The organism is Stappia sp. G46H5W, from assembly GCF_058448995.1.
The window spans coordinates 194,739-211,569 of record NZ_JBZFLL010000005.1; the positions used below are offsets into that span (position 1 = coordinate 194,739).

The window sequence follows — 16,831 nt, forward strand, 5'->3', positions numbered from 1 at the left end:
GGCCTCGCGCGCAAACCGCTGCGTCTGTTTTCCCGGCCGGGTGCAAGTATAGTGACCGGGCCGGGACAGCCCCCGCGAGGAGGCGGCGGCGCCCGGCAGGAGAGGATGACGTTTTCGATGGCACGCGAAGCGGCGGAAAAGCTGACCCTGCCGACCGGGATCGGTCTCGGCAGGGCGATCAGGACGTTGCGGCAGGAAAAGAACCTGTCGCTGTCGCAGCTGGCGCTCGATGCAACGCTCGACAAGGGCTACCTGTCGCGGGTCGAGCGGGGCATCAAGGTGCCGTCCATCGCCATCATTCTGCGCATCGCGACAGCGCTGGAAGTGTCCGTTGCCCAGCTGTTCGGTGCGGCGGAGGAGCACAAGCTGGTCTTCGTCACCCGCGCCGATGCGCGCGGCGAGCTGACCGCCCGCGACGACAGCTATCACATGCGGCTGCTGACCCAGGGCCATGGCAGCTCGGGACTGGAAGTGTTCCTGATGTATCCGCCGGACGAGCTGCGCGAGGAGCCCGAGGCCGAGCACCGGGGCGAGGAGCTGCTGTTCGTCGTCTCTGGGCGGGTGGAGATCTCCTTCCCGGAAGAGAACATCGTGCTGGACAAGGGAGACTCGGTGCAGTTTCCCGGCCCGCTGCGCCACCAGGTGCGCCGGCTGGAGGAAAACACCTGCGTGCTGATCGCCGTCAGCGGTCCCTGAGAAGGCGCCAACCGAGCGGACATACAAAAGGCCCCGGCGATCTCCTCGCCGGGGCCTTTTTTCAAGGGTCGCCCAAGAGGGCTTACAGGTCGAAGCCGAGCAGCTTGCCGACCGTGAACACGTCCTTGTCGCCGCGCCCGCACAGGTTCATGACGATGATCTGGTCCTTGTCCATGGTCGGGGCCAGCTTCATCACCTGGGCCAGCGCATGGGCCGGCTCCAGCGCCGGGATGATGCCCTCGACGCGGGTCAGCAGCTGGAAAGCATCCATCGCCTCATTGTCGGTCGCCGGCACATAGGTGACGCGGCCGGTGTCGCGCAGCCAGGAATGCTCCGGCCCGATGCCCGGATAGTCGAGGCCGGCCGAGATCGAGTGACCCTCGAGGATCTGGCCGTCGTCGTCCTGCAGCAGATAGGTACGGTTGCCGTGCAGCACGCCGGGCTTGCCGGCGTTGAGCGAGGCGCAGTGCTCCTCGCCCTCCAGCCCCTTGCCGCCCGCCTCGACGCCGTAGATGGCAACCTGCGGATCGTCGAGGAAGGGATGGAAGAGGCCGATGGCATTGGAGCCGCCGCCGACGGCCGCGACGATGGCATCCGGAAGCCGGCCTTCGGCCTGCATGATCTGCTCACGGGTTTCCGCGCCGATCACCGACTGGAAGTCGCGCACCATCTCCGGATAGGGATGGGGACCGGCAGCGGTGCCGATCAGGTAGTAGGTGTCGGCGACATTGGTCACCCAGTCGCGCAGCGCCTCGTTCATCGCATCCTTGAGCGTGCCGGCACCGGCGGTGACCGGGACGATCTCCGCGCCGAGCAGCTTCATGCGGAAGACGTTGGGCTTCTGCCGCTCGACGTCCGTGGCGCCCATGTAGACGACGCAGGGAAGGCCGAAGCGGGCGCAGACGGTGGCGGTGGCGACGCCGTGCTGGCCGGCGCCGGTCTCGGCGATGATGCGGGTCTTGCCCATGCGCCGGGCCAGCAGGATCTGGCCGAGGCAGTTGTTGATCTTGTGGCTGCCGGTGTGGTTGAGCTCGTCGCGCTTGAAATAGATCTTCGCGCCGCCGAGCTCGGCCGTCAGGCGCTCGGCGAAATAGAGCGGCGAGGGCCGGCCGGTGTAATGGGTGTTGAGATTGTCGATCTCGGCCTGGAACGCGGGATCGGCCTTGGCATCCTTGTAGGCCTGCTCGAGATCGAGGATCAGCGGCATCAAGGTCTCGGCGACGTAGCGGCCGCCGAAAATGCCGAAATGGCCGCGCTCGTCCGGACCGGAGCGGAAGGTGTTCTGCTGGATCGTCATGCGCTGCGTCCCTGTTCGGCGGCGTCAGACGCCGCGCCCGGCACCGCCCGGCGTGCAGCCGCGACGAACGCCCTGATGAGTTCCGTGTCCTTGACGCCCCGCGCGCGCTCCACGCCCGAGGAGACGTCGACGTCGCGGATCCCGCCGATGCGGATCGCCTCGCCGACCGTCGCGGCATCCAGCCCACCGGAAAGCATGAGCGGAACGCCGAGGTCAAGGCCCTTGAGCAGGCGCCAGTCGAAGCTGACGCCGTTGCCGCCCGGCAGCACCGCACCCTTCGGCGGCTTGGCATCGAAGAGCAGCCGGTCGACATGGGCTACATAGGGCGCGGCCGCTGCAAGGTCCTCAGCCGCCGAGATGCCCAGCGCCTTCATGATCCTGATGCCGTGCCGCGCCTTCAGCTCCGCGCAGCGCGCCGGGCTCTCGTGCCCGTGCAGCTGCAGCCAGTCGGGTCGCACGGCCGAGACGATGGCCTCCACCAGCGCATCGTCCGCATCGACCGTCAGCACCACGATCTCCGCCCGGCCCCGCGCGCGCCCGGCAAGCCGCGTGGCAGCCTCCATCGACACGTTGCGCGGGCTCTTTTCGAAGAAGACGAGGCCGATCATGTCGGCCCCGGCTGCAAGCGCGGCATCGAGCGTCTCTTCGGTCGACAGACCGCAGATCTTGACGAGACCGCGCGCGCTCATGGCCGTTGTCCCGGTCACGTCACGTTGTAGGCGGCGATGGCCGCCATGTTGACGATGTCGCTGTCCTTGGCGCCGATGGGCAGGATCTGCACCGGCTTGTCGAGGCCGACGAGCAGCGGGCCGATCACCGTCGAGCCGCCGAGCTCCTGCAGCATCTTGGTCGAGATCGAGGCCGAGTGGAACGCCGGCATGACCAGCACGTTGGCCGGGGCCGTCAGGCGGCAGAACGGATAGGCCGCCATCTTGTCCATGTTGAGCGCGACATCGGCGCCCATCTCTCCGTCATATTCGAAGTCGACGCGGCGCCGGTCGAGGATCTTCACCGCCTCGATGACCTTTTCCGAACGCTCGCTGCGCGGATGGCCGAAGGTGGAATAGGCGAGCATGGCGATGCGCGGCTCGTAGCCGAGACGGCGGGCGACATGGGCGGCCTCCTCGGCGATGTCGGCCAGCTCCTCGGAGGTCGGCATGTCGATCACCGCCGTGTCGGCGACCAGGACGGTGCGGCCGCGGCACAGGGCCAGCGACACGCCGATCACCCGGTGGCCGGGCTTGGTGTCGATGACGCTGCGCACCGTGTCGAGGGCGACCGAATAGTTACGGGTGAGGCCGGTGACCATGGCATCGGCATCGCCCCGCGCCACCATGATGGCACCCCAGTAGTTGCGGTCGTTGTTGACCAGCCGCTGGCAGTCGCGCAGCAGGTAGCCGCGGCGCTGCAGGCGCGAGTAGAGATACTCGGCATAGTCGGAATTGCGGGTCGACAGGCGCGCATTGAGGATGCGGATGCCGCCGCGCTCCAGATCGACGCCGGCGCTGGCCGCGACCTCGCGCACCTCGTCCTCGCGGCCGATCAGGATCGCCTCGCCGAGCCCTTGTGCGACGAAGCTCGCCGCCGCGCGGATCACCGGCTCCTCCTCGCCTTCGGCGAAGACGACGCGCTTGGGCTGCTGGCGCACCTTGGAGAAGATCCGCTGCAGGGTGCCGGCGACCGGATCGCGCCGGGCCGAGAGCTGGTGGCGGTAGGCCTCCATGTCGACGATCGGCCGGCGGGCGACGCCGCTGTCCATCGCCGCCTGGGCAACCGCCGGCGGAATGGTGGAGATCAGGCGCGGGTCGAAGGGCACCGGGATGATGTATTCGGGGCCGAACTTGGGACGGTTGCCGCGATAGGCGGCGGCGACCTCGTCCGGCACTTCCTCGCGCGCCAGCTCGGCCAGCGCATGGGCGCAGGCGACCTTCATCTCGTCGTTGATCGTCGTCGCCTGCACGTCGAGCGCACCGCGGAAGATGTAGGGGAAGCCGAGGACGTTGTTGACCTGGTTGGGATAGTCGGAGCGGCCCGTCGCCACGATGGCGTCGTCGCGCACGGAATGGGCCTCTTCCGGGGTGACTTCCGGATCCGGGTTGGCCATGGCGAAGATGATCGGGTTCGGCGCCATCGCCCGCAGCATGTCCTCGGTCAAGGCGCCCTTGGCCGACACGCCGAGGAAGACATCGGCGCCCTTCATCGCGTCATAGAGGCTGCGCGCCTCCGTCTCCACCGCATGGGCGGACTTCCACTGGTTCATCCCTTCCGTGCGGCCCTTGTAGATCACGCCCTTGGTGTCGCAGAGGATGACGTTGTCATGCGGCACGCCCATCGCCTTGATCAACTCGATGCAGGCGATGCCGGCCGCACCGGCGCCGTTGCACACCACGCGGGTGGTAGCGAGCTCGCGGCCCGTCAGGTGCAGCGCGTTGATGAGGCCGGCGGCGGCGATGATCGCGGTGCCGTGCTGGTCGTCGTGGAAGACCGGAATGTCCATCAGCTCGCGCAGGCGCTGCTCGATGATGAAGCAGTCCGGCGCCTTGATGTCCTCAAGATTGATGCCGCCGAAGGACGGGCCGAGATAGCGCACGGAGTTGACGAAGGCGTCGACCTCTTCCGTGTCGATCTCAAGGTCGATGGAATCGACGTCGGCGAAGCGCTTGAACAGCACCGCCTTGCCTTCCATCACCGGCTTGGAGGCGAGCGCGCCGAGATTTCCCAGGCCAAGGATCGCGGTGCCGTTGGTGATCACCGCCACGAGATTGCCGCGCGTGGTGTAGTCGAAGGCGCGCGAGGGGTCCTCGGCGATGGCACGCACGGGAACCGCAACGCCGGGCGAATAGGCCAGCGACAGGTCGCGCTGGGTCGCCATCGGCTTGGTCGGGGTGACTTCCAGCTTGCCCGGGCGGCCCTGCTGATGGAACTGCAATGCCTCCTGATCGGTAAAACTGACGTTGCTCTTGCCCGATTTGTCCGTCGTCGGCATGCGGTTTCCTCCAAATCATTGCGCCGTCACGGCGGCGGACGGAGACCATATCCCCGGAGAATTCAAGGCTCAAGCCGGGTGGGCCCCACGGCGACGGAAACCGGGGAGGATCTGCGCAGGCAGGTCCGCGGGCTCTTCCGTCCCGCACGCCGCCGCATTAGGGTCTGCCGCATGGCCGACGACATGCAGATATCCCACACGACAGCACAGCTCCGCGAGGGCGACGACGCCTCGGTGCCGGAGCGCTCCGGCGCAACGTCCCCCGCGCCGGACCTCTCCGCGATGACGCCGATGATGGCGCAATATGTGGAGATCAAGACGGCCAATCCCGATTGCCTGCTGTTCTACCGCATGGGCGATTTCTACGAGCTGTTCTTCCAGGACGCGGAAGAGGCCTCGCGGGCGCTGGGCATCACGCTGACCAAGCGCGGCAAGCACCTGGGCGAGGACATCCCCATGTGCGGCGTGCCGGTGCATGCGGCCGACGACTATCTGCAGAAGCTGATCTCGCTCGGCTTCCGCGTCGCGGTATGCGAGCAGACCGAGGATCCGGCGGAGGCGAAGAAGCGCGGCTCCAAGTCCGTGGTGCGGCGGGAAGTGGTGCGGCTGGTGACGCCGGGCACGCTGACCGAGGACCGGCTGCTGGAGGCGGCGCGCAACAACTTCCTGCTGACGCTGGCGCGGGCGCGCACCGGATCGCTGGAGGACGAGGCGAGCTACGGCCTCGCCTGGGCCGACATTTCCACCGGCGCCTTCCGCGTCGCCACCAGCGATGCGCGGCAGCTGGCCGGGGACCTTGCCCGCATCGACCCGCGCGAGATCATCGTCGCAGACGTGCTGCTCGACGATGCGGAGCTGCGCCGGCAGCTCACCGAGACCGGGGCGGCGCTGTCGCCGGTGCCGCGCAGCCTGTTCGACGGGGCGACCGCCAGCGATCGGCTGGCCCGCTATTACGGCGTGGCGACGCCGGAGGCCTTCGGAACCTTCTCGCGGCTGGAGATGACGGCGGCGGCCGCCGCCATCGCCTATGTCGAGCGCACGCAATATGGCGAGCGCCCGCCGCTCGACCCGCCCTCGCACGAGGCGACCTCGCGGCGGATGCTGATCGACCCGGCAACGCGGGCGAACCTGGAGCTGATGCGCACGCTCGCCGGAGACCGCGCCGGATCGCTGTTGTCGGTGATCGACCGCACCGTCTCGGGCCCCGGCTCGCGGCTGCTGGCCGCCCGGCTGGCCGGGCCGCTGACGGAGGTGGAGGAGATCCGCAAGCGGCAGGACGCGGTGGCGCGGCTGGTCGGCGACACCTACCTGCGCGAGCGGCTGCGCGAAAGCCTCAAGGCCGTGCCCGACATGGCACGCGCATTGTCGCGCATCGCCATGCAGCGCGGCGGTCCGCGCGACCTGCTGGCCATCGCCAGCGGTCTGGGTGCGGCACGCGACATCGCCGGCCTCTTCGCTGACGCAAGCAGCGAAGGCGAGGAGCTGGGTGTGGCGCTGGCGCGGATCGCGGCAGCTCCGGCCGAGCTTGCCGGCGAGCTGGAGCGGGCGCTGGTGGACGAGCCGCCGCTGCTTGCCCGCGACGGCGGCTTTGTCGCCGAGGGCTATCTTGCCGATCTCGACGAGGTGCGGCGGCTGCGCGACGACAGCCGCAAGGTGATCGCCCAGCTGCAGGGCGCGCTGACCGACGAGCTGGCGATCCGGGCGCTGAAGATCAAGCACAACAACGTGCTCGGCTGGTTCATCGAGGTGCCGGCAACCCATGCGGAGAAGCTGACCGCCGATCCGGCGCGCTTCATCCACCGGCAGACGATGGCCGGCGCGATGCGCTTCACCACTACAGAGCTGGCCGATCTGGAAAGCCGCATCGCCAATGCGGCCGGGCGGGCGCTGGCGCTGGAAAGCGAAGTGTTCCGCCGGCTGTGCGAGGCGGTGATCGAGGCGGGCGAGGCCATCAAGGGCGCCGCCGACGGGCTGGCGGTGCTGGACGTTGCGGCGGGCCTTGCGCACCTGGCCGAGGCGGAGAACCAGTGCCGGCCGGTGGTCGACGACAGCCTGGCCTTCGACATTCGCGGCGGCCGGCATCCGGTCGTCGAACAGGCGCTGAAGCGCGAGGGCGGCGGCAGCTTCGTTGCCAACGACGCCGACCTGGGGCCGAGCGAGGGCGAGGCAGGCGGCCGCATCTGGCTGATCACCGGTCCCAACATGGCCGGTAAGTCGACCTTCCTGCGGCAGAACGCGCTGATCGCCATCCTGGCGCAGATGGGCGCCTTCGTGCCGGCGGTCTCGGCCCGCATCGGCGTGGTCGACCGGCTGTTCTCGCGCGTCGGCGCGGCGGACGACCTGGCGCGCGGACGCTCGACCTTCATGGTGGAGATGGTCGAGACGGCGGCGATCCTCAACCAGGCGGGCGCGCGGGCGCTGGTGATCCTCGACGAGATCGGCCGCGGCACATCGACCTTCGACGGGCTGTCCATCGCCTGGGCGGCGATCGAGCACCTGCACGAGGTGAACCGCTCGCGGGCGCTGTTCGCCACCCATTATCACGAGCTGACCGCCCTGTCGGGCCGGCTGCCGCGGCTGACCAACGCCACGGTACGGGTGCGCGAATGGCAGGGGGACGTGGTGTTCCTGCACGAGATCGTCGCCGGCGCCGCCGACCGGTCCTACGGCATCCAGGTGGCGAAGCTCGCCGGCCTGCCGCCGGTGGTGATCGAGCGGGCGAGGGCGGTGCTGGCGCAGCTGGAAGAACAGGATCGGCGCGCGCCGGGCGAGCAGCTGATCGACGACCTGCCGCTGTTCGCCGCCGCAGCGCCGAGACCGAGCGCCCCGGCCGCGAAAGCCGCGCCCGATCCGGTGCTGGAGGCGCTGGATGCCATCGACCCGGACGACCTGACGCCGCGTGCGGCGCTAGAGGCGCTCTACAAGCTGAAACAGGCGCGCAAAAAGACCTGAGCCGCCTTTACACGCTTTCCAGCACGGGGCCGGCGAGCCCGGCCTCCCAGCCGAGGATCGCGCGCTTGCGCGTCAGGCCCCAGTGGTAGCCGCAAAGCTTTCCGGTGCTGCCGAGCACCCGGTGGCAGGGCACGACGAAGGAGATCGGATTGCGCCCGACCGCCCGGCCGACGGCGCGCGAGGCGGTCGGCTTGCCCAGCCGCTCGGCGATGTCGCGATAGGTGGTGGCACGGCCGAGCGGGATGCGCAGCAGGGTTTCCCAGACGCGGATCTCGAAATCCGTGCCGATCAGCACCACCCGCAGGGGCTGCTCCGCCGACCATTGCGAGGGCGCGAAGATGCGCTGCGCCATCGGCGCGGTGAAGGCCGTGTCCTCGATATAGGCAGCGCGCGGCCAGCGGCCGGTCATGTCCTCCAGCGCGGCGCGCTCCTCGCCCGGATCGGCGAAGGCAAGGCCGGCAAGGCCGTGCTCCGTCGCCATGACAAGCGCGAGGCCAAAGGGCGAGGGGTGAAAGCCGTAGCGGATCTCGACGCCCTCGCCGCGCGCCCGGTAGACGCCGGGGGTCATCGCCTCGTGGGTGACGAAGAGATCGTGCAGGCGCGCGGGCCCCGACAGGCCGACCTCGTAGCTGGTGTCGAGCACGGTGGCCGACTGGCGCAGCAGGGCGCGGGCGTGGTCGAGGGTGATCGCCTGGATGAACTGTTTCGGCGTTATGCCGGCCCAGCGCGAGAACACCCGCTGCAGCTGGATCGGGTCGAGGCCCGCTTCCGCCGCCAGGGTCTCCAGCGCCGGCTGGTCGCGCCAGGTCTCGGTGATCACCTTGAGGGTGCGGCGGACGGTGTCGTAGTCCTTCGCCGCCTCGGGGAGGCTGGCCGCAGGCACCGCCGGCAGGGCCTCGTCCATGTTGCGCATCACCGTCATTGCCGGATCTCCCGTCACGCTCGCTGTCCGGCCGCTCATGCGACCCTCGTCATGAACCCGGGAGCCTAGTCGCGAGAGAAACGCATCGCCACCCGATTTGCGACGGCCGGGCCAGGACAGCGCGTCTTGCTTCGGTCAAAAACGCGGGCCACTGTGCGGCGTTGAACGGCGCCCGGCGCCGATTGCGAAGAAAGACACGGACCTGCCGATGCACCAGTTTCGCCCCGCTGCCTGCCTGCCCGCGACCCGCCTCCTCGCCAGGACGGCCCTTGCCGCCGGCCTGACGGCGCTGATCGCCGCCGCGCTGACGCCGCTGCCGGTCCATGCGCAAGGCAGCGGACAGGAGGCCGGCGGCCAGTCCAGCCCACGCGTGCAGCGCCGGCTGGTAATGATCCAGACCGACGACGACACCGCGATCCGCGAAGTGCAGATGGACGGCCAAGCGATGCAGGTGCGCCGCCGCTCGCAGGCGCGCGTTTTCGTGGAAGTCGAGGGAGACGCCAAGAACGACGGTCAGATCGACTGCCGGCGCTCGCTGCGGCTGGTGCTCGCCGACGGGCGGATCCTGCGCGACGACGTCGACATCTGCGGTGACTGGAAGGTGACGTTGGCCACGAAGGGCGCGACGTCCCGCCAGGCCGATGCAGGCGGAAACGGCGTGCGCCAGGCGGTTCCGTCCGGGCAGGGGCCGAGCGCGCCGCCGCGTTCGGGCGGCATCCGGCGCCCGTCCGTCGACGGGAGCGGGGACGACGGCCTGCGCGGCAGCCGCGACGAGGCGCGGGGCACCACAGAGACCCGCACGACCGCCGCCGAGGACGCCCAAGGACAGCAGGACGAGGCTGCAGCGACGGCCCAGGCGAACGAGAGCCCCGGCCGCGACGAGGCCCGCGATGCGGATCAGCCGCAGAGCCAGGCCGGCATCCGGCAGGAGCTGCCGCTGTTCGAGGGGCGGACCTGGTATGTCGAGGATGCCGGCGGCGACCAGCTGCAGCTGGTCTACGGCCAGCGCCAGACCGACGACCGGGCGCTCCGGGCGAGCTGCCGGCGCGGCTCCAACCGCATCGAGATGCAGCTCGCCGCGACCGCGGACCCGCTTGTCGAGAACCAGCAGGTTTCCGTCCAGCTGTCGGCCCGCGACGTATCGCGCAGCTATACCGGGCGCGGCTCCAGCGCCAACAACGAGGCCGGCCAGTCCGAGCCGGTGGTGACGTTGGCGGCGGACGATCCGATCTGGACCGGCATGATCCGCGGCGAGACGCTGGACGTGGGCATTTCCGGCAACTGGCGCTACCGGGTGTCGCTGTCGGGCAGCGCCCAGCCGGTGCGCAGCTTCCAGCAGGCCTGCGCCACCCCGGCACCGGTGGTGGCAACGCCGGCCCCGGAGACGACCCGCGGCCTGCCGGTGGCGGGCGGCGCCGGCAGCCTCAGCTGCTTCGAGGAAGGCGAGATCACCTCGGTGCCCAGCGACCAGCCCGCGCGGATGATCTTCGTCAACGACCGCAACCGGCCGGTGGTGGTGCATTGGCTCGATTTCGACGGGCTGCGCCAGACCCAGGCGGAAGTGCCGCCGGGCGGACGGATGATCCAGGACACGCTGGCCGGCCACCCCTGGCTGGTCTCGAACCTGCGCGGACGGTGCCTCGGCATCTACCTGGCGGGCGGGGGCACGCGCACGGTCACGATCCTGCCGGGCCGCGCGGATGCGGAGCCGGGCCCGGTCTACCAGCCGGCGCCGCCGCCGCAATATCTGCCGCCCGAACCGCTGCCGCCGGCCGGAGACGTGTTGCCGCTCTCCTACGATTGCGACAGCGGCGCCTATCTGGACGTGACGATCGACAATGACCGCCGCACCGCGACCGTGCGCGAGCGCGGCCTCTCGCCGGTAACGCTGCCCGACCGCTCGGGCGGCGGCGGCGAGCTGAACTATGTCGGGCGCGGCTACGCGCTGACCGGCACGGGCAACACGGTCACCTGGCAGCGGCCGGGCATGCCTCCGCAGTTCTGCCGGATCTTCTGATCCGGCAGCCGCTGCTTGCCGCCGCAAGACGGGAAAGGGACGTTCAGGCGGTCGCCGGCAGGTCGGGCCTCGGTCCGCCTGCCTGGGCCAGTGCCACCGCCTGTCGCAGGGCACCGGCGAAACTGGTGCGGTCTTCCGGATTGAGGAAGCCGCCGATGTCCACCGACATGTCGCGGGCGGTCAGCGTGATGCGCACGACGCCCTCGTCTTCCTCCTCGCGCACATGCAGGCGCGCCCAGAACGGGTTGCACGAGTAGAGCTGCTCGCGCCCGGAGGCCAGCACCTTGCGGATGCGGATTTCGGTGCGCGAGACCTGCACCTCCTCATAAGCTCGAGCCGCCCGGTAGTTCCAGCGGAAGGCGAAGAAAATCAGCAGGATATCGAGGCCGAGAAAGCCGAAGACCGGCCAGGCGCCGAGCGACAGGAACAACAGGCCGGCGCTCAGGCAGATGGCGCAGACCACCAGCATGAGAATGCGGAAGCCCTCCGGCCCGAGCGACCGGTAGGGCGTCAGGAGGGCCGCGAAGAAAGGCCTGTCCGGATCCGCATGCAACGGATCGGAGGCCAGGTCTTGCGGATCGGGCCGCTCGGTTTTCGGATTGCCGCTCGTCATGAGCGATGATTATAGAGGAGGAATGACCGCGAACCAGCCCGATCCCCGCAAGTCGCGCAAGCCCGCCCTACAGGCCGGCACATCGGCCGCAAAGGCCGTAAAAGCGACCAAAGCCACCGCCAAGCCGAAGGCGGCCAAGCCCCGCCGCGCGGCACGTCCGCGCTACAGCAAGGACGAGCTCTACGCGATCTTCGCGCGCTTCCACGCCGCCAATCCGGAGCCGACCGGCGAGCTGCACTACGTCAACCCCTACACGCTGCTGGTCGCCGTGGCCCTGTCGGCGCAGGCGACGGATGTCGGCGTCAACAAGGCGACGCGGCCGTTGTTCGAGACCGTCGACACGCCGCAGAAGATGGTCGAGCTCGGCGAAGACCGGCTGCGCGAGGCGATCAAGACGATCGGGCTCTTCCGCAACAAGGCGAAGAACGTCATCGCCCTGTCGCAGCTGCTGATCGACCGCTTCGGCGGCGAAGTGCCGCAGGACCGCGAGGCGCTGGAGACGCTGCCGGGCGTCGGACGCAAGACCGCCAACGTGGTGCTGAACATCGCCTTCGGCCAGCCGACCATCGCGGTCGACACGCATCTCTTCCGTCTGGGCAACCGCATCGGAGTGGCGCCGGGCAAGACCCCGCTGGAGGTGGAGAAGGCGCTGGAAAAGGCGGTGCCTTCGGAATTCCTGCTGCACGCCCATCACTGGCTGATCCTGCATGGCCGCTATATCTGCAAGGCCCGCAAGCCGGACTGCGAGAAATGCCTGATCGCCGATCTGTGCAAGAGCCCGGAAAACACGCGCCGCCCTGCAGCGTAGATAGGGCAAGGCAGACCCCGGACGACAACGCAAATGCCGCGGGCGATCACGCCCGCGTTCGGCCTGTCACAAATCACGGATATTTCAAGAGGGAAGCGGCAGGCCGCGCGGCTCAGTCCTTGCGGCGCAGGCGGATCACCACGTCGACGCGGACGATCTCCATGCCTTCCGGCGCCTCGGGAAGGCGAGCCATCGACACGCCGGACCCGGGAATGTCGACCACCTTGTTGTCGCCTTCGATGAAGAAGTGGTGGTGGTCGTCGGTGTTGGTGTCGAAATAGGTCTTGGTGCCCTCGACGGCGACCTCGCGCAGCAGGCCGGCCTGGGTGAACTGGTGCAGCGTGTTGTAGACGGTGGCCAGCGACACCGGAACGTTGGCGGCTTCGGCCTCTTCGTGCAGGAGCTCGGCGGAGATATGCCGGTTACCCCTGGAATACAGGAGTTCGGCCAGCGCAACGCGCTGACGGGTCGGCCTCAAACCAGCCGAACGAAGCATTTCCTGTACCTCACGATGCCGGTGCAGTTCGCCCACGTCTTCCCGCTCGCTTTCCGTTCTCGTTGCATCCCGGCTCGCCGGGGAACCGGTTTTCGGTCGTCATCGGCGTCCCTGCCGGGGACCTTGCCTGCCATTCATGTGGGGACTGCCCCCACCGGCACGCAAGTTCCATGGCAGTTTTCTGCCACGGATCGCGCCCGATTTGCAAGCTTCGCCCTGTCCGCCGCAGCCAAGGTGGCCAGAAAAAGGGTCAAAATGACGGCCCGAACGGTCGCTTGGGGCAGAAAATGTGGCAAGTCGACCTAAAGGAGTGCGAAAAAGCTCATTCCGGAAGCCACTTCACGGGTTTCCGGAGCGCAAGGTGCTATGTTAGTAAGCGCGGCAGAACCAGATCCCGGTCCGAGGACGGCCAATGGCGGCCGCCTTGCGCATACGGGACAACCGATCAACCTGCGGGAATGGGAAGAACGTGCGGCAATCGAGCTACTCCTACGATGAATTGCTTGCCTGCGGACGCGGCGAGCTGTTTGGCCCCGGAAATGCGCAGCTGCCGCTTCCGCCCATGCTGATGTTCAACCGCATCACCTCGATCTCCGAGGATGGCGGCGAACACGGCCAGGGTCAGGTCCGCGCCGAGCTCGACATCCGCGACGACCTCTGGTTCTTCCCCTGCCATTTCCATGGCGACCCGGTCATGCCGGGCTGCCTCGGGCTCGATGCGCTGTGGCAGATGACCGGCTTCTTCCTCGGCTGGCTCGGCGAGCCGGGCCGCGGACGCGCGATTTCCACCGGCGAGATCAAGTTCTCCAAGATGGTCACTCCGGAAACCAAGCTCGTCGAGTACGGCGTCGACCTGAAGCGCGTGCGGCGCGGCCGCCTCGTGCTCGGCATCGCCGACGGCTGGCTGAAGGCGGACGGCGAGACGATCTATCAGGCCAAGGACCTGAAGGTCGGCCTGTTCAAGGCCGAGTGAGACCCGACGCGGACGATTGATCGCCGGCGCGGCAGCGCCTATCTGGTGAAGGCATGCCCGGCCGCGCAAACGGCCAGGCGCCCCCCGGACAGCACTGCTGCATGGCGAGACCGCGCCGAGGGTCGACATTTTGAATGATACCGGACCGGCTTCTGCGACCGGATCCGAAAGACAGCATGGGAGACCGCGATGAGGCGGGTGGTGATAACCGGAATGGGAATCGTGTCGTCGCTGGGCGGCACCACCCAGGAAGTGACGGCGAGCCTGCGCGAAGGCAAGTCCGGCATCGTTCCGGCCGAGGACTATGCGCGGCTCGGCTTCCGCTGCCAGGTCCATGGCGCCCCGACCGTCGACCCGTTCGAGGTGCTCGACCGCCGCACGACCCGCTTCATGGGACCGGGCGCGGCCTGGACCTACATGTCGATGCAGCAGGCGATCGCCGATGCCGGTCTCGAAGAGAGCGACATCAGCAATGAGCGCACCGGCATCATCATGGGCTCCGGCGGCCCGTCGACGCGCACCATCGTCGAAGCGGCCGACATCACCCGCGACAAGGGCCCGCGCCGCATCGGACCGACCGCCGTTCCCAAGGCGATGAGCTCGACCACCTCGGCGACGCTGGCGACCCCGTTCAAGATCCACGGCGTCAACTATTCGATCTCCGCGGCCTGCGCGACCACCAACATCTGCATCGGCAATGCCGCCGAGCTGATCCAGTGGGGCAAGCAGGACATCGTCTTCGCCGGCGGCGGCGAGGATCTCGACTGGACCATGTCGAACCTGTTCGACGCCATGGGCGCCATGTCGAGCAAGTACAACGACAGCGCCTACAACGCGTCCCGTCCGTTCGACAAGAACCGCGACGGCTTCGTGATCGCCGGCGGCGGCGGCGTGCTGGTGCTCGAGGAGCTCGAGCATGCCAAGGCGCGCGGCGCGACCATCTATGCCGAGATCGTCGGCTATGGCGCGACCTCCGACGGCTACGACATGGTCGCCCCCTCGGGCGAGGGCGCTGCCCGTTGCATGAAGCTGGCCATGGCCAATGTCGGCGAGCCGATCGACTACATCAATCCGCATGCGACCTCGACGCCGGTGGGCGACGAGCGCGAGGTGGAGGCGATGCGCAGCGTGTTCGGCAAGGACCTGCCGCGGATCTCGGCCACCAAGGCGATCTCCGGCCACTCGCTGGGCGCAGCCGGCGTGCATGAGGCGATCTACTCGCTGCTGATGATGCAGAACGACTTCATCGCGCCGTCGGCCCATATCGAGGAGCTCGACCCGATCTTCGCCGACGTGCCGATCGTGCGCGAGCGCATCGACAATGCGGGCCTGAACACCATCATGTCCAACGGCTTCGGCTTCGGCGGCACCAACGCCACGCTCGTCTTCCGCCGCTACAACGGCTGATCTTCACGCAAATCACATCCGGCCGGCAACGGCTGGACCGGGCGGAGCGGGGCAAGGCCCCGTCCGCTTCTCTGAAGGAGTTGGGAATGAGCGGGCTTATGAAGGGCAAGCGCGGTCTGGTCATGGGCGTCGCGAACGATCACTCCATCGCGTGGGGGATCGCCAAAGCGCTCGCGGCACAGGGGGCGGAGCTCGCCTTCACATATCAGGGCGAGGCTTTCGGCCGCCGCGTGCGGCCGCTGGCCGACAGCGTCGGGGCCAATCTGCTGATCCCCTGCGACGTCGAGGACATCGCGACCGTCGACCAGGTGTTCGAGACGCTGAAGGCCGAGTGGGGCAGCATCGACTTCCTCGTGCATGCCATCGCCTTTTCCGACAAGTCGGAGCTGCGCGGCCGCTATGCCGACACGACGCGGGAGAACTTCACCCGCACGATGCTGATCTCCTGCTTCTCCTTCACGGAGATCGCCAAGCGGGCGGCCGAGCTGATGCCGAACGGCGGCTCGATCGTGACGCTGACCTATGGCGGCTCGACCAAGGTGATGCCGAACTACAACGTCATGGGCGTGGCCAAGGCGGCGCTTGAGTCCTCCGTGCGCTATCTCGCCATGGATTACGGCCTGCAGAACGTTCGCGTGAACGCGATCTCCGCCGGCCCGGTGCGCACGCTGGCCGGTTCCGGCGTCTCCGACGCGCGGGTGATGTTCAACTATCAGAAGCAGCACTCGCCGCTCGGCCGCACCGTCACCATCGACGAGGTCGGCGGCTCCGCGCTCTACCTGCTGTCGGACCTGTCCTCCGGTGTCACCGGCGAGGTGCATTTCGTCGACAGCGGCTACAACACCGTGTCGATGCCCCGACTCGACGCGCTGAAGACGCAGGAAGCCGAGGCCCAGGCCGCACGCCAGATCGAGGAAGTCTGAAACCGGCTTTCGCGTCCGAACAAGGAAACGAAAACGGCGGCCTCGCAAAAGCGTGGCCGCCGTTTTTCTTTGTATTCCAGTATCTTGCAGAAAGTCAGCTTATTCGAACGTTTCGTCCGGATAGACGCCGAACAGGCGCGTCTGGTCGATCCAGCCGGCGAACTTCTCTCCGCTGATCCGGCACCAGCCCTCACGGCAGCTGCCGACATTGGCCAAAACGTTCGGCCCCAGCTCGGCGACGAGGCGGGCATCGGAGCGCGGCTCGGCACGCAGCGGCGTGGTGCCGGACTGTTCCCAGGGGGTCACCAGCGCCGTGCGGCGGCCGCTGAGCAGCGAATGGAACACCCAGCCCTCCTCGCCCTGCCAGTCGCGGATACGGCGCCAGTTCTCGAATTCCTGGACGATCTCGACCGGCAGGCCGGCGCGGACATAAGTCCAGCCGATGCGGTGCTCCAGCGTCGGGCCGACGCGGACATTGACGCGCTCGGACTTGAGGCTGACGAAACGGGGCACGGGAAAGCCGCTCGGGCCCTTTGTGGTGCTCTGGGCAAGGGCTGCACCGGGTCCGGCGAGCACCTGCACCAGCAGGAGCAGGCAGAGGCTCGCGGCGGCAAGCACGCGGGTGAGGGGCCTGCGGATGCGGGGCGGCGCAGGGCGCGCGTGCGACCGGCCGGCGTCGTCCGCCAGCTGCCTGTCGTGATCGCTGCACCGCCTTGCCAGTCCTCGCATGGGGTTCCTGTC

The 16,831-nt window shown here is 68.5% G+C and carries 14 protein-coding genes; 7 read left to right on the plus strand and 7 right to left on the minus strand.

From position 1 onward, the window contains the following. The first annotated feature begins 117 nt into the window (after positions 1 to 117). Complete coding sequence (locus tag ACVJ6E_RS16490) at positions 118 to 696, plus strand: XRE family transcriptional regulator (protein WP_158592730.1); 579 nt, start codon at positions 118 to 120, stop codon at positions 694 to 696. Positions 697 to 778: 82 nt separating this feature from the next. Here the strand turns inward: ACVJ6E_RS16490 and trpB are convergent, their stop codons facing one another. From trpB to ACVJ6E_RS16505, 3 genes are read right to left on the minus strand one after another with little or no spacing between them, the layout of a single operon-like run. Further along, the gene (gene trpB, locus ACVJ6E_RS16495) at positions 779 to 1,993 is read right to left on the minus strand and encodes a tryptophan synthase subunit beta (RefSeq protein WP_120269908.1); all 1,215 of its coding nucleotides are present in this window, start codon (positions 1,991 to 1,993) and stop codon (positions 779 to 781) included. Further along, positions 1,990 to 2,682: a phosphoribosylanthranilate isomerase gene (locus ACVJ6E_RS16500; protein ID WP_120269909.1), complete on the minus strand. Its 693-nt coding sequence runs from the start codon at positions 2,680 to 2,682 to the stop codon at positions 1,990 to 1,992. Before ACVJ6E_RS16500 ends, trpB begins: the two co-directional genes overlap by 4 nt. 14 nt (positions 2,683 to 2,696) lie before the next feature. Then, complete coding sequence (locus tag ACVJ6E_RS16505) at positions 2,697 to 4,979, minus strand: NADP-dependent malic enzyme (protein ID WP_120269910.1); 2,283 nt, start codon at positions 4,977 to 4,979, stop codon at positions 2,697 to 2,699. Between the two features lie 171 nt (positions 4,980 to 5,150). On the opposite strand from ACVJ6E_RS16505, the gene mutS reads away from it, so the two are divergent. Next, the gene (mutS, locus tag ACVJ6E_RS16510; protein WP_491676486.1) at positions 5,151 to 7,931 is read left to right on the plus strand and encodes a DNA mismatch repair protein MutS; all 2,781 of its coding nucleotides are present in this window, start codon (positions 5,151 to 5,153) and stop codon (positions 7,929 to 7,931) included. A 7-nt stretch (positions 7,932 to 7,938) separates the two neighbouring features. Here mutS and ACVJ6E_RS16515 read toward each other — a convergent pair whose 3' ends face one another. Beyond that, positions 7,939 to 8,835, minus strand: coding sequence for a methylated-DNA--[protein]-cysteine S-methyltransferase (locus ACVJ6E_RS16515; RefSeq protein ID WP_120270205.1), 897 nt, complete (start codon positions 8,833 to 8,835; stop codon positions 7,939 to 7,941). Between the two features lie 226 nt (positions 8,836 to 9,061). On the opposite strand from ACVJ6E_RS16515, the gene ACVJ6E_RS16520 reads away from it, so the two are divergent. Beyond that, positions 9,062 to 10,870, plus strand: a complete 1,809-nt coding sequence (locus tag ACVJ6E_RS16520; protein ID WP_120269911.1) for a VHL beta domain-containing protein — start codon at positions 9,062 to 9,064, stop codon at positions 10,868 to 10,870. A 43-nt stretch (positions 10,871 to 10,913) separates the two neighbouring features. Here the strand turns inward: ACVJ6E_RS16520 and ACVJ6E_RS16525 are convergent, their stop codons facing one another. Then, on the minus strand, positions 10,914 to 11,483 hold the full coding sequence (locus ACVJ6E_RS16525; RefSeq protein WP_120269912.1) for a DUF2244 domain-containing protein: 570 nt from the start codon (positions 11,481 to 11,483) through the stop codon (positions 10,914 to 10,916). A 22-nt stretch (positions 11,484 to 11,505) separates the two neighbouring features. On the opposite strand from ACVJ6E_RS16525, the gene nth reads away from it, so the two are divergent. Next, positions 11,506 to 12,291 carry an endonuclease III gene (gene nth / locus ACVJ6E_RS16530; RefSeq protein WP_120269913.1) on the plus strand — a complete coding sequence of 262 codons (786 nt, stop codon included), beginning with the start codon at positions 11,506 to 11,508 and terminating at the stop codon, positions 12,289 to 12,291. Positions 12,292 to 12,403: 112 nt separating this feature from the next. Here nth and irrA read toward each other — a convergent pair whose 3' ends face one another. Next, complete coding sequence (gene irrA / locus ACVJ6E_RS16535; RefSeq protein ID WP_371811442.1) at positions 12,404 to 12,823, minus strand: iron response transcriptional regulator IrrA; 420 nt, start codon at positions 12,821 to 12,823, stop codon at positions 12,404 to 12,406. A gap of 376 nt (positions 12,824 to 13,199) precedes the next feature. On the opposite strand from irrA, the gene fabA reads away from it, so the two are divergent. The 3 genes from fabA (at position 13,200) to fabI (ending at position 16,090) form a co-directional block, all read left to right on the plus strand. Then, positions 13,200 to 13,760: a 3-hydroxyacyl-[acyl-carrier-protein] dehydratase FabA gene (fabA, locus tag ACVJ6E_RS16540; RefSeq protein WP_120269915.1), complete on the plus strand. Its 561-nt coding sequence runs from the start codon at positions 13,200 to 13,202 to the stop codon at positions 13,758 to 13,760. A 189-nt stretch (positions 13,761 to 13,949) separates the two neighbouring features. After that, on the plus strand, positions 13,950 to 15,167 hold the full coding sequence (gene fabB, locus ACVJ6E_RS16545; RefSeq protein ID WP_120269916.1) for a beta-ketoacyl-ACP synthase I: 1,218 nt from the start codon (positions 13,950 to 13,952) through the stop codon (positions 15,165 to 15,167). 86 nt (positions 15,168 to 15,253) lie between these two features. Continuing rightward, positions 15,254 to 16,090: an enoyl-ACP reductase FabI gene (gene fabI / locus ACVJ6E_RS16550; protein WP_120269917.1), complete on the plus strand. Its 837-nt coding sequence runs from the start codon at positions 15,254 to 15,256 to the stop codon at positions 16,088 to 16,090. 99 nt (positions 16,091 to 16,189) lie between these two features. On the opposite strand, the gene ACVJ6E_RS16555 is transcribed toward fabI, so the two are convergent. Further along, a complete protein-coding gene (locus ACVJ6E_RS16555; protein ID WP_120269918.1) occupies positions 16,190 to 16,819 on the minus strand; it encodes an SH3 domain-containing protein in 630 nt (209 codons plus the stop codon). Positions 16,820 to 16,831 lie beyond the last annotated feature (12 nt).

Bases quoted from the DNA above. Each gene is read 5' to 3' on its own strand.
- ACVJ6E_RS16490 (WP_158592730.1), top strand. From the start codon at position 118: ATGGCACGCGAAGCGGCGGAAAAGCTGACCCTGCCGACCGGGATCGGT.
- trpB (WP_120269908.1), bottom strand. From the start codon at position 1,993: ATGACGATCCAGCAGAACACCTTCCGCTCCGGTCCGGACGAGCGCGGC.
- ACVJ6E_RS16500 (WP_120269909.1), bottom strand. From the start codon at position 2,682: ATGAGCGCGCGCGGTCTCGTCAAGATCTGCGGTCTGTCGACCGAAGAG.
- ACVJ6E_RS16505 (WP_120269910.1), bottom strand. From the start codon at position 4,979: ATGCCGACGACGGACAAATCGGGCAAGAGCAACGTCAGTTTTACCGAT.
- mutS (WP_491676486.1), top strand. From the start codon at position 5,151: ATGGCCGACGACATGCAGATATCCCACACGACAGCACAGCTCCGCGAG.
- ACVJ6E_RS16515 (WP_120270205.1), bottom strand. From the start codon at position 8,835: ATGGACGAGGCCCTGCCGGCGGTGCCTGCGGCCAGCCTCCCCGAGGCG.
- ACVJ6E_RS16520 (WP_120269911.1), top strand. From the start codon at position 9,062: ATGCACCAGTTTCGCCCCGCTGCCTGCCTGCCCGCGACCCGCCTCCTC.
- ACVJ6E_RS16525 (WP_120269912.1), bottom strand. From the start codon at position 11,483: ATGACGAGCGGCAATCCGAAAACCGAGCGGCCCGATCCGCAAGACCTG.
- nth (WP_120269913.1), top strand. From the start codon at position 11,506: ATGACCGCGAACCAGCCCGATCCCCGCAAGTCGCGCAAGCCCGCCCTA.
- fabA (WP_120269915.1), top strand. From the start codon at position 13,200: ATGGCGGCCGCCTTGCGCATACGGGACAACCGATCAACCTGCGGGAAT.
- fabB (WP_120269916.1), top strand. From the start codon at position 13,950: ATGAGGCGGGTGGTGATAACCGGAATGGGAATCGTGTCGTCGCTGGGC.
- fabI (WP_120269917.1), top strand. From the start codon at position 15,254: ATGAGCGGGCTTATGAAGGGCAAGCGCGGTCTGGTCATGGGCGTCGCG.
- ACVJ6E_RS16555 (WP_120269918.1), bottom strand. From the start codon at position 16,819: ATGCGAGGACTGGCAAGGCGGTGCAGCGATCACGACAGGCAGCTGGCG.